This window comes from Pontibacterium sp., assembly GCF_964228735.1.
Lineage (GTDB): Bacteria > Pseudomonadota > Gammaproteobacteria > Pseudomonadales > Balneatricaceae > Pontibacterium.
Genome location: NZ_CAXRBQ010000178.1, coordinates 1 through 12,991, shown reverse-complemented (window position 1 = coordinate 12,991; position 12,991 = coordinate 1). Strand labels below are relative to the sequence as shown.

Here is a 12,991-nt window from a genome sequence, read left to right as displayed (position 1 = left end):
GGCTTCGCTGATTGGTGTTTGCTCTGCCTGAACTGCTTCTACAGATGGGAGCTGAAGCATTGTAGGCGCGTTGTAATAGTGATGAGCGAGATTGGAGGTGTCGACGTACGCAAGAGTGGAGTGTGAAAACAGGAAAGTGACTGTAATCAGTAATAAGTAACAACTGTTCCTGGCGAAGAACTTCATTAACTCGGTGTTCCGGACATTACAGGTTATGAACATCCTGTGTTGGGTGTCCTGATACGCAGATCCACTGCTGGACTGATGCGAGGTGCAAAGCACGGTCAACGCTTAAAAAAACTATAATCGAAAATTCGGCATCGGTACGGTATTTATGCCTAAATCCTCTATTCAGAGGGCTAATGCCGGGCACTGATGCATAGTTTTCACTGGTCTGTTAGTACATTGTCACAGATAATGTGGCTTTCTCATTTGGCACAAGGTTTATGCCGTCGAACGGACATTCGCACCATGACTATTGAAAGCGCAATCTCATTCTTCATCGCAGTTTTGATTTTTGGCGTTACGCCCGGCCCGGGTGTGTTCGCAATTCTGGCGCGAGCGTTGATGAATGGTGCGAATAGCTGCGTGCTACTGGCGCTGGGTATGACCATCAGCGATATCGTGTACCTGATAGCAGCGTGTATGGGTTTGGCGGCGATTGCGACCCACTGGTCAGAGCTGTTTACGGTGATTCGAATCGTTGGTGCGGCGTATCTGCTGTACCTGGGATATAAGATGTGGACGGCACCGGTCTCCATTGAGCAGGGCGACAGCCGGTTAACCCGATCTGGTATGGCTGCAAGTTTTGTGCAGGGCTTTCTGATTTCGGCATCCAACCCGAAAGTGATCCTGTTCTATATCGCGTTCCTGCCAACCTTTATGGACCTGACCGTACTGAGCACTACCGACATCGTGCTGGCATCTGTACTGACGCTGGTGGGCTTGATGATCGGCCTGATGGCGATCGCGGTGTTTGCCTCTAGAGCACGCGGTTGGTTCCGTTCTGAGCGTGCCATGAAACGCCTGAACCGCAGTGCGGGTTCCATTATGGCAAGTGCGGGTGCTTACCTGGCATTACGTAACTGATACTTTCCATGGGATGGTTAGTCCCGTACCCAATCCTCTTGTGAACAGCGGCGAATCATTTAGATCTCGCCGCTGTTTACTTTGGCCTCTCTAAAGAGCACCGGTATACGCGTGTTTGGTAAAGCGTAACCGGACTGGATGCACTAAAAATCTTCAGTTCTTTCGTATCTGGGATCTATGTCACCGAGACAGCACATAACGTTCTTTGAATCCCTGTGAATCGATTGAGAAAGGTAAGCCACGAGTGGTTGTTTTCTGTATGAGCGTAATACTTTTATATGTGGTGTAAAAAAGCTTGTGCGGATTGAGATTTGGGTATAAAAGTTAAACATTAAATCCTCATCCGTTGGGGTGCCCAAACCGTCAGTTCTTGATGTGCCAAGCATCTTCCCCAACCTATTTGGACTGACGTATTTCATTCTGTTTTTCCTTTGTAACGCGTACCACGCGGGGTGTTCGGTGTCTGATCGATATGATCGGGAAACATCTAGCCTGGAGTATTCAAAGTCGTGGAAACCATTTCTATCCCCTTCGCAAACGTTGCGAAGATCGGGATTGAGGCGCGTGTATTTTGATCGAACATTTTATAGAAATTGAGCCCTTTGAGTGGCCATCAATCGGTGCTGCTCTGTTTTGTGGCGGCGTCATTGGGTTGGAACGTCAGCTGCGTGGCAAGCCTGTGGGTATTAGAACGGCTTCAATGATCACGCTGGGGACATACATGTTCTTGGCGACATCATATTTGCTCGCGAGTAATCAAATGGATCCCTCACGCGTAGTCGGGCAGGTGATTACGGGTATCGGCTTTCTAGGTGCTGGAGTAATGCTTGCACGAGATGGCGCCGTCGTTGGGGTCACATCGGCTGCGACAATCTGGGTTCTGGCAGCGTTGGGGGTGATGGTCGCGTCAGGCCATCTGGCGGTGGCAATCAAGCTGTCGTTACTCGTGGTGTTGCTTTTGTGGGGCGTGGATTTCCTGGAGCGTCATGTAACGAGCCTGGGGCGTGGGGTACACGCCCACGTTAAAAAGAAGATCAACCTCGGTAGCGGGGTGGGATGAAATTATGTCTGCATTAGCTCATATACACCGTATGACGGATGACGTTGGTGATGGCACGCTCTTTGCAAAAATCGCTTCTGATATCCGTGAAACAGGTTACAGCATTAATCCATGTGCTTTACCCCCCAGTCTGGTTCATTCTTTGAGTAGCCATCTAGCGGTGATGGATGAGGAGAAGTTTAATGCGGCTGGTATAGGGCGCGACAAAGAGCATATGAGCAACAGCTTTGTTCGACGTGACAGTATTTGTTGGATTAATGGAGATGCCGCTGCCGGTCGTCAGTGGCTCGATTGGACCGGGCGGCTTAAAACGTATATTAACCGCAAGCTTATTTTGGGTTTGTTCTCCTTTGAAAGTCACTTTGCGCATTATTCACCAGGCGCGTTTTATAAGCGCCATGTTGATGCCTTTCGTGGTGAGGCGAATCGGGTACTGACGATGGTGGTTTACCTGAATCCTGATTGGACCGCTGATGACGGTGGAGAGTTAGTTCTTTACACCAGTGATACTGACCAGGAAGGAATCAAGGTGGTACCAGCGATGGGAACCGTGGTTGTTTTCCTCAGTGAAGAGTTTCCGCATGAAGTATTGCCCGCATATCGGGATCGTTTTTCGATTGCAGGTTGGTATCGAGTGAACAGCTCTACGACCGATAGGATTGATCCTCCTCGTTAAGCTGCATTCGTTATTCACTAAGCGAGATTGGCGACGTGAAGGCTAATAGGGTTTCGTAACTCTGACGATTCAAACTAATGGTGCTTCCTCTTGACCCAATCTTCTTGCGAACAGCGGCGAATCGTTCTGATCTCGCCGCTTTCTATGCCTAAAGACTCCAAAAAATCCTGATGCGCTTCCGGCAGGCAGCGCTCGAACTCTACGTGCCACTGCTGCATATCCTGTTCGCTCATGCCGGTAGCTGCGAGTATCGACACCCATTTCGCTTTATCCATGGTGCGACTATGGCGAAGTTGGGATTCCTTACCCAGCAGCTGAACCACTTTCTGCTGTTGCTGGCGGAGCTGACTGATCTGACTGTTTAGATTGGACAGGTGTTGTTCCAGCAGCTCGGTAGGTGCGGTGCTCTTTTCATCGAGTAACGCCGCGACCTCCTCCAAAGGCAGGCCTGCCTCCTTGTACAGGATGATCTGCTCCATACGCTGAAGATCCTTATCGGTGTACATCCGATAATTGGCGTTGCTGCGTGCCGAAGGCGTCAGCAAGCCGATATCGTCATAGTAGATCAGTGTGCTACGCGACAGGCCGAAGCGTTTCATCAGTTGGCCGATGGTGTGCATGAGTGTTGTTGAGCCCTTGATAAGGTTTGCCGGTGTTGATGTGCGGTGTATGGTAGCCTTTAGGCTACCGGCAGGCTAAAGCCTGCCCTACAGAATATGTAACGAATCTTTTTTTAAATCATAACGGCAAACGATCGGGTTCCACAGATTGGTTTTTTGCTTCATGTGTTTCCAAAAGCCCTTCACTGTAATGCTGGTGGATCAGTGCTAGCGCGTTATCCACGATATCTGCATTTTGCTCCAGAAACTGATCAACGCTGGTGGCTGGGCTGTCAGCCTCACGAAGTGCAATCAGCCGCACAAAAGCCTCAGTCAGTGTGTAGTGAAACTTATCATGTGCGCCGAGGCTACCCGCATAACGCCGAATACCGTCACAGGTCTTACTGATCGCTTCAGGTAACGCATTCTGGCTGGCATAGAGCCAGCCCAGACGGAGGTGGCCTAGGTGATCAAAGTGCTCTGGATCGAGGGTGCATGCTTCAAACTGGCTGATAAAGGTCTGGTCGTCGAGTGTAGAAACGTTGGTCATTGGAACCTCAGGTGGAGTGTGTTGCTGTGATGAGTGCCACCTTAAGGTTTAAGGTCGTAGTAAGGTCAACGCCTTAACCTACGATTTTTTCTTCGAGTTCGGTAAGGGTGCTTACGATCGCGGTGGGTTCGATGCCCCAAGGATCGAAGATCGCTTCTGGCGAGCGTTGCACCCACGCGGCGCGCATACCGGCAGAGATGGAGCCGATTACGTCAAACGGGTTGCTGGAGATCAGCCACGCTTCGTTGGCCTTCGCTTCGGATTCGCGCAGGAAGTGGGCGTATGTGCCTGGGTTGGGTTTAAAGCTCTTAATATCGTCCACACTCACCACTCCCTCGAAGAAATGGCTAATTCCCGCCGTATCGAGCAGTGTTTCGACCGCATCACGACTGCCGTTAGAAAACGCGAACATACGGCATCCTGCGTTTTTGAGCGCTGTGAGGCCATTTTCAACATCGCCAAAGGCGGGTAGGGTGCGATAGACGGCCAGCAGGGTATCTTTCTGTGTATCGTTAAGATTGGTTTTGTAGAAGCTGTCTGTGTAATTCAGGGCATCATGGGTTACGACAGCGAAGGTGGTGTAGTTCTGCATCAAGCCGCGGCGGAAAGAGTATTCCAGCTGCTTGTCACGCCAGGTTTGAGAGAAAGCTTTCGCCTGATCGGCATTGCCCAGTATCTCTGTGAGTTTGCCTACAACACCGTGGGTATCAATCAGCGTGCCGTATACATCAAAAGCCAGCGTGGGTGTCATCTGTTACTCCTGCAGGTCTGCCTGTCCTAAAAGATAGTAAATTAACGCTACTTGAAACTAGGGTGTGAATACATAGTTGAACACGTATTCACGCCGAAAGTTGAACTGGTAACGGGCAATCAGTCGAGGGCGTCAACAGAGTCGCGAGGGGCTTCGTGACGGCAGGTGAGGGAATAATCACGTACCACTTCGGCGACACGGATGCGGTAGTTTTTAAACAGCTCCAGCTTTCCCTGTTGCTGTGCGCTGCGGTGTTCGTAGAGATTGCGCCACGCGCTTATCGCTTCTTCGTCACGCCAAAAGGAGAGGCTGAGGATCTTTCCTTCTTCATTCAGGCTCTGAAAGCGCTCAATGGAGATGAAGCCATCGCGGCCTTCGAGGAATGTACGAAGGTTGGCGGCGATCTCCATATACTCCTCTTTTCCCTCTGCAGTTGGATACACTTCAAAGATCACTGCAAACATAACTTCTCCTAGCTTCTCACGAATCAAATTCAAACAAACTAGAAGAAACTATAGTCCAGATTTCGCGATGCGAATAATGAATCGTAGAGAACAGAACATTCTCTGGTAGGTATATGAAATAAAAGCCCGAAAAAGGAGACAGCGCTATCTGATTGTACAAATAAGGCTGCCCCCTTTGGGAACAAGGATTTAAACGGATTGTTATTCGCTCAGCACGCTCTTCAGTGCTGATTCCAGTTGAGCAACGGTGCCTTCAACATCTGCTAGTTTGTCCAGACCGAACAACCCTAAGCGGAATGTTTGGAAGCCTTCCGGTTCGTCACACTGCAGTGGTACACCGGCTGCAATCTGCAGGCCTTGAGCGGCAAACTTCTTACCGTTATGGATCTCAGAGTCACCGGTGTAGCTCACCACAACGCCCGGCGCCTGGAAACCTTCGGCGGCCACGCTCTTGATGCCTTTTTCTGCCAGCAGGGCACGTACACGATCGCCGAGTTCCTGTTGCGCATCACGGATCTTGTCGAAGCCAACCGCTTCGGTCTCTTTCATCACGTCGCGGAAGCGGGTCAGGGAGTCAGTTGGCATCGTCGCATGATACGCGTGCGCGCCGGACTCGTAGGTTTCCATGATCTGCAGCCACTTCTTCAGATCACAGGCGAAGCTGGAGCTGGTGGTGTCGTCGATCATCTGGCGAACGGTCTCGTTCATCATCACCAGGCCACAGCACGGAGAACCGCTCCAGCCTTTCTGTGGTGCACTGATCAGCACATCAACGCCGCAGGCTTCCATATCCACCCAGATGGTGCCGGATGCGATGCAGTCGAGTATGAAGATGCCGCCTACTTCATGAACAGCTTCGGACACTGCGCGAATGTAATCATCCGGCAGGATCATACCGGATGCAGTCTCGACGTGTGGCGCAAACACCATATCCGGACGTGCGGCTTTAATTGCGGAAACCACTTCTTCAACGGGAGCCGGAGCAAACGGTGCGGTGGCCTCATCGGAGATCTGGCGCGCTTTCAGCACGATCTCTTCGGACGGAATACGACCCATCTCAAAGATCTGACTCCAGCGGAAGCTGAACCAGCCGTTGCGAATTACCATGCATTTGCGATTGGTCGCAAACTGGCGTGCAACCGCTTCCATGGCAAAGGTACCGCTGCCCGGAACAATTGCTACGGAATGCGCGTTGTAAACCTGTTTCAGAGTGCTGGAGATATCGTTCATCACCCCCTGAAAGGATTTGGACATGTGGTTAAGGGAGCGGTCGGTGTAAACCACGGAATATTCGAGCAGACCCTCAGGGTCCACGTGCGGCAGTAAACCGGGCATGGGTAGTCCTCCGAAATATTATTGTTGTTGTAACGGTGTGACGCGATGTGCAGTCGGTCAGCTACCGTTTAGCAAATGCTGAATAAAGCATCGACGCAGCCACCAGTCGCTTGCGCGAAGGATGTGGTTGATGGCTTCGGCTTCGCGTTGAGTGCCGTACTCAGCCTCGGGTGGGGCGGTATGAATATGGGGCAGCAACCGGGTCAGTTGCTGACGGCATACAGCGTGATAGTCGCTGTAGCCGTTCAGGTCAGAACGATCCTGTGTATCTGCAGCAGCACTGCAGAGCGCATCGTTCATCGGGAATATTGGCAGCTGCGGGCAGAGGTAGTAGAGCAGCCAGCTCGCTGCTTCTTCCTGATAACCGGAGCCAAATACAGTACTGGCACAACGATCAACCAGAGTTACGGCCAGGCTGTGCCGCTCGTCATGGGACATATGCTCAAACTCATCCCAGATCGGTATGAGTTCAGCGCGTACAAACGCATCCAGGTCAGAAGCCATACGGGTGCGATCAACGCCGGTGGCCGGCAGGTCGGCCGCTTGCCAGAGGATGTTGATGTAGGTTTTGTCGACCAGTGTACGGCCTGCGTTGAGCCAGTCGAATCGTGATGCATGCTCCAGACTGCCGTACATGATCGTGAGCAGGCCGTTCTGACTGCTACGTGCGTCATGCCCGCTGCCCACCAAAGTGCTTGGAGTGGTCCAGAAAGTGGCGTCGGTGCAGTTGGTTTCTATCTCGATTCGGGTGTTCATTGTGCCTCTACCTTCAGCAATACAGTCTGCTTTTGTGGATTAGACCACTATAGGAATGCGCTCCTTTAGCTCAAAGCACCAATGCCTTAGGGAGAGTAGGGCCAGAATGTATAGATAATTCGTATAAACATTAACCAGATGGCGGCTCGCATATACGTTATTTATTAGTGACTTAGGCTTTATATTTCTATAAGTTATAAATATTGATTTTTTTATTCATTTACAGTTCTTAAGGAATAACTATACTGGCTCCAATAGAAATCAATAACTGGCCCCATTCGAACCGCTAATGGTTCGACACTGGCCCCAACCTTCAAGTGAGGCGGATTATGTTGGCACAAGCTGCGGTTCAACCATCGGTAACTGTTCGTTCCCCTGCACAGGCTGTTAAGGCATGCGCACCAGTGAAGCAGACAAAACCGATGATGCGCGAAGTAGCCAAGACTCCTGTTAAGGAAGAGCAGCCTCGCTACGATTTCGTTGGTATCGCTGGCTAAGCGATACGCGATCAGCGGTTTGAAGTTCCCCTTTAACCGCTGAACTTTGCAATAAAAAAGCCCTGGTTCGTAAGAAGCAGGGCTTTTTTGTGTGTATCAGAAAAAGAGATTAGTCGTTCTCTTTCTCCGGCAGTGGCACGATCAGTACAGGGATGCGAGAACGGTTCAGAACGTTCTTCGCAACGCTGCCCAGGAAGGTGTGCATGATGCCTTTCTCGTGAGTACCCATCACGATCATGTCAGCTTCGATATCTTTGGAATGCTTGATGATCGTTTCAGCAGGGTAGGCTTCGACAACTTTGATCGATTTGATCTGCTGACGTACCGCCGCGTCTTCTTTATGGAGCTCACTCCAGAAGCGATCCTGACGCTGTTTCATTTTCTCTTCTGCGTGGTGAACACGTTCTTTCAGGATGTCGTGACGGCTTTTGGAATCCATCACGTAGGTCTGAAAGGTGATCTTCGCATCGGTCGAGAGTTTCTCAACAACGTGCAGAATGTGGATCTCAGCACCGGTCTTCTTGGCCAGGTAGGTCGCCTGTTCAAACGCCGCAGTGGAGCCTTTGGACAGATCTGTGCTGTAAAGGATTTTGCGCATTTCAGGTAGCATAATCGTAGTTCCCGTTACAAAAGCTTAAGCAGCCGACCCGGACGGGCCGGCTGAACCGGATCAGGCTGGCTAGTAGCCAAGGAGCCTAGGCAGGAAGAGGGCGATCTCTGGGAAGAACGCGATGATAAACACGGCCACAGTCGACATGGCGGCAAATGGCAGGGCTTTGACGGTAACTTCTTCCAACGAGATGTTCGATATACCGGAGGCTACGAACAGGTTCTCACCCAGTGGTGGGGTGGAGAAGCCGATGGACAAGCTACATACCATCACGATACCGAAGTGGATCGGATCGATACCCAGGTTATAGGTAACCGGCAGCAGTACCGGGGTCAGGATCATGATTGCCGCCAGTGTCTCCATGAACATACCTACGAAGAGTAGGAAGGCGATGATCAGGAACCAGATCACGTACAGGTTATCGGTCACGCTCAGCATAGACTCAGCCACGATCGCAGGGATCTGATTCTCCACCAGCAGGCGACCAAATACGGTAGCTGTGAAGAGGATCAGCAGTACACGACCGGACAGCCAGGTAGTGGTTTCCAGCGAGCGGAACAGATCTTTCCAGGTCAGCTCTCTATGGATAAAGGTGCCGACAAACAGGGTGTAGAAGATCGCAACGATCGCAGACTCAGTTGGCGTAAAGAAGCCGGAGTAGATGCCACCCAGGATTACCAGAGGCGCCATGATGGACCAGAAACCGGTCTTGAACGCGTCCATGATGTTGGCGAAATCCCAACCACCTTCGGTGCCTCTGTAACCCAGACGCTTACAGCGAATGTAGTTCAGCAGCAGCAGGGAGCAGGAGATAACCACGCCCGGCAGGAAGCCTGCAACGAACAGCTTGGTGATCGATACGCTCTGGAACTCACCGTGCGCAGCAATAGCTTCTGGTGGTACGGTCAGACCGATCGCAGAGATACCGAAGATTACCATCGGGATGGATGGTGGAATTACGATACCCAGGCCGCCGGAAGAGGCTGTTACCGCAGAGGCATAACCTTTGTCGTAACCACGGTTAACCATCGCCGGGATCATCAGCATGCCTACTGCCGCAGTGGTAGCAGGGCCGGAACCGGAGATTGCACCGAAGAACATACACGCCAGTACGGCTGCTGCGGAGATACCACCGGTCACAGGCCCGGCGAAACTCTCAGCAAGGTGTACCAGTCGTTTCGAGATACCCGCCGCTTCCATCAAGGCGCCAGCCAGGATGAAGGAGGGGAGTGCCATCAGTGGGAACGAGCCCACAGAAGTAAATGCGATCTGTACGAACTTAATAGGGTTCTGATCGAGATACAGAAACGATGATAGTGCAGCCACACCCAGTGCAACCGTCACGGGGGCGCCCATCACCAGCAGGACCAAAAAGGACCCGAACAATATCATTACAATGGAAGATTCAGCCATGTCCTGCTCCGATTATGCGGCTTTGTTATTGTTGTTTTCGTCGATATCGTGCTCGAAGATCTCATCAAGTTCCTGAGAGTCCGGATCACGGATATCAATGCCTTTAACCAGCTTGTAGTAGTTCACCTGAATGATGCGGAATGTCATCAGTGCGAAAGCGATCGGCAGAATCATGTAGATGTACTTCATCGGTACACCGAGAGTCTGAGACTTCCAGAACAGGTTCATACGGTTAAAGACAAAATCGTATGCCAGGTAGACGAAGTAGCAGTTGAAGCCGATCCAGATCAGATCGGAAATCACTTCCAGAATTGGTGGCATCCAGGATGGCATCAATTTGTACTGGAAGGTTACGCGGTTGTGGGCTGCGAGCTTGGCGGCGTAGCTGGCGCCAAAGAACACAAACCATACAAACATATATACGGAAAGCTCTTCACTCCAGGAGAAGGAGTAGTCGAAAAACTGGCGTGACACGATCTGTGCGAACAGCAGTGTCACAAACATGGCCAGCAGTGTACGACAGATGTAGCTTTCAATATTATCAAGGAATTTAAAGATCTTGCTGCCCATGTCGTGGTCTCCGGTAGAAGTCCACACACCCGGCTCGATGTGTGGACCAGATAGATGAAAAGTCCGTTTAAGTTGCTTACAACTTAGACTTCATCACGACCCAGAGCGCGCAGCAGCTGGTTAACTTTTTCCTTGCCACCTACAGACTCGTAGAACTTAGGCCATACAGCCTGCTGAGCTTTCTTAGCCCACTCAGCTTCGTCCTGCAGAGCATCGATCTGCATACCGTACTTGCTAACCAGTTCTTTCTTGATGGTCGCTTCTTTTTCCTGCAGCCATTGGTAGCTGTGCTCAGTCGCTTCTTTACCTGCAGCCAGGATAGCTTTCTGTGTTGCTTCGTTCTGATCCTGGAACAGAGATTCAGAGATGATCAGTGGTTCCAGCAGGAACAGGTAGTGCAGGTCAGTGATGTATTTCTGTACTTCACCGAACTTCATCGCGTAGATGGTGATGTATGGAGTGTCCTGACCATCCACTACACCCTGCTGCAGAGCAGTAAAGGTTTCAGACCAAGCCATTGGGGTAGGGTTGTTGCCCCAGGACTTGTAGGTGTCGATCATGATCTCGTTCTTAGGTACACGAACCACTACACCGTCCAGGTCAGCCAGTTTCTGGATTGGCTTCTTGGAGTTACTCAGTACACGGAAACCGGAGTAGGTCCAGCCTACGATACGCACGCCTGAGTCACGGATGGTGTTTTTTACCAGCTCTTCGCCAATAGCGCTGTCTACAGTCTGTTTAGCCTGTTCCAGGTTTTCGAAGATGTATGGCAGAGAGAGGATACCCAGAGAAGGGGAGAAAGGAGCGAGGTTGTTACTAGCCAGGATAGAGAAATCCAGAGTGCCTAGCGCTGCATCGTTGACGGTGTCCTGCTCGGAACCCAGCTGACCGTTCAGGAACAGTTTAGCGGAGTGTTTACCGTCGGTTTTCTTCTCAAGCAGTTCGATAAACTTGAGACCTAGCTGTTCCTGAGCACTACCGCCGCCGTCACCTACGGCGATATTCCAGTTTGCTGCCATTGCACTTGCGGAGAAGAGAAGGCCTGCGGTCAGGGAAAGTACTTTTGCCATTTTATTCTTATGTTTCATAAGTAACTCCTGAATTTTTTGATCCACCCATCCGGCGACGGGTGGGAGAGTCATGGTGGTCAGGTGATGCTGACCAATCCGTGAACGGCGATATGCAGTGTCTCTGTGGTAGCCGACGGTCACATCAGATGCTCCCGGATTATCATCACTCCCTGAAATCTGTTGATTGGGCTCTACTGGATTTGTGTTACCAGCAGGTTGCAGAATCTCAGCGTGATAATGTTATACATACTCAACCTATGAGATTTTCTTGTTTAGGACCAGCTATCGCGGCCCAGTGGAGCCAGCGCGAAAGCCAGTAAACATGCGGCCTACAAAGGAATGGCGATGTATTCAATATAGCTGAGTTTGGACCAGAGCGTGCGCGGTCCAAGTTATGTTTTTGTATGCGGAATCTCCCGGAAATCAAAGGCTAACAGCGTCTGGACGTCTTGTGCTTGCAAACGCGGTCGCATACTCTGACCAAAAAACTTTGTTAAGTTAAATAGATGAAAGTTATAGATAATAACAATAAAATATATGAAAAATTAAGATTAAACTTCATCCTGATAGTATTGGATGCCAAAAACTGAACGAGTTCTGAAGGTGATGCCTGTGGGGCCAGGTAACGCGCCTGACAAATGACACGTTGTATAGCGGGTACCGTATGAGTGAAACAGAGAAAGGAACGGCAGAATCCGAAAACTTGCGTATCGGACGCCAGATTCGCGATCTGCGTAAAGCTAAGAAAATTACCCTGACCACAATGGCGGAGAAGATCGATCGCTCCGTGGGATATGTCAGTCAGGTAGAGCGGGGCGTTTCCGCATTGCCTATCCCCGTATTGCAAAAGATCTGTGAAGTATTAGGCGTACAGATTAGCTGGTTCTTCCACGCGGATAATGAAGCACCTATGGATGAACTGAACTACATCGTTCGCAACGATGCCCGCCGCAGCCTCAACTTCTCTGGTACCGGTATACGCGAAGAACTTCTGTCCCCCCGTCTGAGTGATCAGATACAGATGATCCTCACAACGTTTGCACCCCAGGCAGGCAGCACCGAGTCCCGTGAGCGTAAAGGAGAAGAAGCGGGCTTTATTCAGTCTGGCATGCTGGAGCTGGGTGTGGGCGAAAAGCGTTTTCTGCTTCAGGCAGGTGATAGCTTTTCCCTGACCGGTGAAGAACCACACTGGGTTCGTAATCCATCCGATGATCAAGAATGTGTCGTGGTCTGGACGATTGTCGGCGGCGGCTACTGATCACCACCAGACGACATAGTCTTCATTAGATCAAGGGCGGCTTTTTATAGTCGCCCTTTTTTGTGGCTGAATATTATACCGTTATCTTACTTGTTATACCTATAACTCTAATGAACCCATGTGGAACCCCGTTAAACAGGGCAGGGGCCGATTCGTCACTTGGTACCTCTATACCGTGCGGCGCTTTGTCTTGCGTTTTGCTGTTTGGATACACGGCACGATCGGGTGTTCTTATGCACTGCATTTTTTCATGATGACTTCGCGACCGAAGTGAAAATGAACATTCAAATATC

General features: G+C 50.8%; 16 protein-coding genes. 5 read left to right on the top strand and 11 right to left on the bottom strand.

Features of this window, described 5'->3' with window-relative positions; translation table 11 throughout:
* Positions 1-186 (bottom strand): hypothetical protein (locus tag ACEQ15_RS18905; RefSeq protein ID WP_370280814.1); only part of this gene is annotated, 186 nt, incomplete at its 3' end.
* 285 nt (positions 187-471) lie between these two features.
* Between ACEQ15_RS18905 and ACEQ15_RS18900 the strand changes: the two genes are divergently transcribed.
* The 3 genes from ACEQ15_RS18900 to ACEQ15_RS18890 all read left to right on the top strand — a co-directional run bounded on the left by ACEQ15_RS18900 (position 472) and on the right by ACEQ15_RS18890 (position 2,825).
* Positions 472-1,089 carry a LysE family translocator gene (locus ACEQ15_RS18900; RefSeq protein WP_370280813.1) on the top strand — a complete coding sequence of 206 codons (618 nt, stop codon included), beginning with the start codon at positions 472-474 and terminating at the stop codon, positions 1,087-1,089.
* Between the two features lie 571 nt (positions 1,090-1,660).
* Positions 1,661-2,149, top strand: a complete 489-nt coding sequence (locus ACEQ15_RS18895; RefSeq protein WP_370280812.1) for an MgtC/SapB family protein — start codon at positions 1,661-1,663, stop codon at positions 2,147-2,149.
* 4 nt (positions 2,150-2,153) lie between these two features.
* Complete coding sequence (locus tag ACEQ15_RS18890; RefSeq protein ID WP_370280811.1) at positions 2,154-2,825, top strand: 2OG-Fe(II) oxygenase; 672 nt, start codon at positions 2,154-2,156, stop codon at positions 2,823-2,825.
* A 74-nt stretch (positions 2,826-2,899) separates the two neighbouring features.
* Here the strand turns inward: ACEQ15_RS18890 and ACEQ15_RS18885 are convergent, their stop codons facing one another.
* The 6 genes from ACEQ15_RS18885 to ACEQ15_RS18860 all read right to left on the bottom strand — a co-directional run bounded on the left by ACEQ15_RS18885 (position 2,900) and on the right by ACEQ15_RS18860 (position 7,280).
* On the bottom strand, positions 2,900-3,445 hold the full coding sequence (locus tag ACEQ15_RS18885; RefSeq protein ID WP_370280810.1) for a MerR family transcriptional regulator: 546 nt from the start codon (positions 3,443-3,445) through the stop codon (positions 2,900-2,902).
* 118 nt (positions 3,446-3,563) lie between these two features.
* On the bottom strand, positions 3,564-3,974 hold the full coding sequence (locus ACEQ15_RS18880; RefSeq protein WP_370280809.1) for a hypothetical protein: 411 nt from the start codon (positions 3,972-3,974) through the stop codon (positions 3,564-3,566).
* A gap of 73 nt (positions 3,975-4,047) precedes the next feature.
* Positions 4,048-4,725 carry a haloacid dehalogenase type II gene (locus ACEQ15_RS18875; RefSeq protein WP_370280808.1) on the bottom strand — a complete coding sequence of 226 codons (678 nt, stop codon included), beginning with the start codon at positions 4,723-4,725 and terminating at the stop codon, positions 4,048-4,050.
* 119 nt (positions 4,726-4,844) lie between these two features.
* Positions 4,845-5,189, bottom strand: a complete 345-nt coding sequence (locus ACEQ15_RS18870; protein ID WP_370280807.1) for an antibiotic biosynthesis monooxygenase — start codon at positions 5,187-5,189, stop codon at positions 4,845-4,847.
* 201 nt (positions 5,190-5,390) lie between these two features.
* On the bottom strand, positions 5,391-6,524 hold the full coding sequence (locus tag ACEQ15_RS18865) for an aminotransferase class V-fold PLP-dependent enzyme (RefSeq protein ID WP_370280806.1): 1,134 nt from the start codon (positions 6,522-6,524) through the stop codon (positions 5,391-5,393).
* A 57-nt stretch (positions 6,525-6,581) separates the two neighbouring features.
* Positions 6,582-7,280 carry a hypothetical protein gene (locus ACEQ15_RS18860; protein ID WP_370280805.1) on the bottom strand — a complete coding sequence of 233 codons (699 nt, stop codon included), beginning with the start codon at positions 7,278-7,280 and terminating at the stop codon, positions 6,582-6,584.
* Positions 7,281-7,609: 329 nt separating this feature from the next.
* Between ACEQ15_RS18860 and ACEQ15_RS18855 the strand changes: the two genes are divergently transcribed.
* On the top strand, positions 7,610-7,777 hold the full coding sequence (locus ACEQ15_RS18855; RefSeq protein ID WP_370280804.1) for a hypothetical protein: 168 nt from the start codon (positions 7,610-7,612) through the stop codon (positions 7,775-7,777).
* Positions 7,778-7,886: 109 nt separating this feature from the next.
* On the opposite strand, the gene ACEQ15_RS18850 is transcribed toward ACEQ15_RS18855, so the two are convergent.
* The 4 genes from ACEQ15_RS18850 to ACEQ15_RS18835 all read right to left on the bottom strand — a co-directional run bounded on the left by ACEQ15_RS18850 (position 7,887) and on the right by ACEQ15_RS18835 (position 11,458).
* The gene (locus ACEQ15_RS18850) at positions 7,887-8,387 is read right to left on the bottom strand and encodes a universal stress protein (protein ID WP_370280803.1); all 501 of its coding nucleotides are present in this window, start codon (positions 8,385-8,387) and stop codon (positions 7,887-7,889) included.
* A 69-nt stretch (positions 8,388-8,456) separates the two neighbouring features.
* A complete protein-coding gene (locus tag ACEQ15_RS18845; protein ID WP_370280802.1) occupies positions 8,457-9,800 on the bottom strand; it encodes a TRAP transporter large permease in 1,344 nt (447 codons plus the stop codon).
* Positions 9,801-9,812: 12 nt separating this feature from the next.
* A complete protein-coding gene (locus ACEQ15_RS18840; RefSeq protein WP_370280801.1) occupies positions 9,813-10,370 on the bottom strand; it encodes a TRAP transporter small permease in 558 nt (185 codons plus the stop codon).
* An 83-nt stretch (positions 10,371-10,453) separates the two neighbouring features.
* Positions 10,454-11,458 (bottom strand): TRAP transporter substrate-binding protein, encoded by a 1,005-nt coding sequence (locus ACEQ15_RS18835; RefSeq protein WP_370280800.1) that lies wholly within the window; start codon positions 11,456-11,458, stop codon positions 10,454-10,456.
* A 646-nt stretch (positions 11,459-12,104) separates the two neighbouring features.
* Between ACEQ15_RS18835 and ACEQ15_RS18830 the strand changes: the two genes are divergently transcribed.
* Positions 12,105-12,698 (top strand): helix-turn-helix domain-containing protein, encoded by a 594-nt coding sequence (locus tag ACEQ15_RS18830; protein WP_370280799.1) that lies wholly within the window; start codon positions 12,105-12,107, stop codon positions 12,696-12,698.
* Positions 12,699-12,991: the final 293 nt, after the last annotated feature.

What these genes read in the sequence shown, in the direction of transcription:
- ACEQ15_RS18860 (WP_370280805.1), bottom strand. Translation starts at nt 7,280, where the DNA reads ATGAACACCCGAATCGAGATAGAAACCAACTGCACCGACGCCACTTTC.
- ACEQ15_RS18880 (WP_370280809.1), bottom strand. Translation starts at nt 3,974, where the DNA reads ATGACCAACGTTTCTACACTCGACGACCAGACCTTTATCAGCCAGTTT.
- ACEQ15_RS18900 (WP_370280813.1), top strand. Translation starts at nt 472, where the DNA reads ATGACTATTGAAAGCGCAATCTCATTCTTCATCGCAGTTTTGATTTTT.
- ACEQ15_RS18870 (WP_370280807.1), bottom strand. Translation starts at nt 5,189, where the DNA reads ATGTTTGCAGTGATCTTTGAAGTGTATCCAACTGCAGAGGGAAAAGAG.
- ACEQ15_RS18890 (WP_370280811.1), top strand. Translation starts at nt 2,154, where the DNA reads ATGTCTGCATTAGCTCATATACACCGTATGACGGATGACGTTGGTGAT.
- ACEQ15_RS18865 (WP_370280806.1), bottom strand. Translation starts at nt 6,524, where the DNA reads ATGCCCGGTTTACTGCCGCACGTGGACCCTGAGGGTCTGCTCGAATAT.
- ACEQ15_RS18835 (WP_370280800.1), bottom strand. Translation starts at nt 11,458, where the DNA reads ATGAAACATAAGAATAAAATGGCAAAAGTACTTTCCCTGACCGCAGGC.
- ACEQ15_RS18885 (WP_370280810.1), bottom strand. Translation starts at nt 3,445, where the DNA reads ATGCACACCATCGGCCAACTGATGAAACGCTTCGGCCTGTCGCGTAGC.
- ACEQ15_RS18850 (WP_370280803.1), bottom strand. Translation starts at nt 8,387, where the DNA reads ATGCTACCTGAAATGCGCAAAATCCTTTACAGCACAGATCTGTCCAAA.
- ACEQ15_RS18875 (WP_370280808.1), bottom strand. Translation starts at nt 4,725, where the DNA reads ATGACACCCACGCTGGCTTTTGATGTATACGGCACGCTGATTGATACC.
- ACEQ15_RS18855 (WP_370280804.1), top strand. Translation starts at nt 7,610, where the DNA reads ATGTTGGCACAAGCTGCGGTTCAACCATCGGTAACTGTTCGTTCCCCT.
- ACEQ15_RS18830 (WP_370280799.1), top strand. Translation starts at nt 12,105, where the DNA reads ATGAGTGAAACAGAGAAAGGAACGGCAGAATCCGAAAACTTGCGTATC.
- ACEQ15_RS18840 (WP_370280801.1), bottom strand. Translation starts at nt 10,370, where the DNA reads ATGGGCAGCAAGATCTTTAAATTCCTTGATAATATTGAAAGCTACATC.
- ACEQ15_RS18845 (WP_370280802.1), bottom strand. Translation starts at nt 9,800, where the DNA reads ATGGCTGAATCTTCCATTGTAATGATATTGTTCGGGTCCTTTTTGGTC.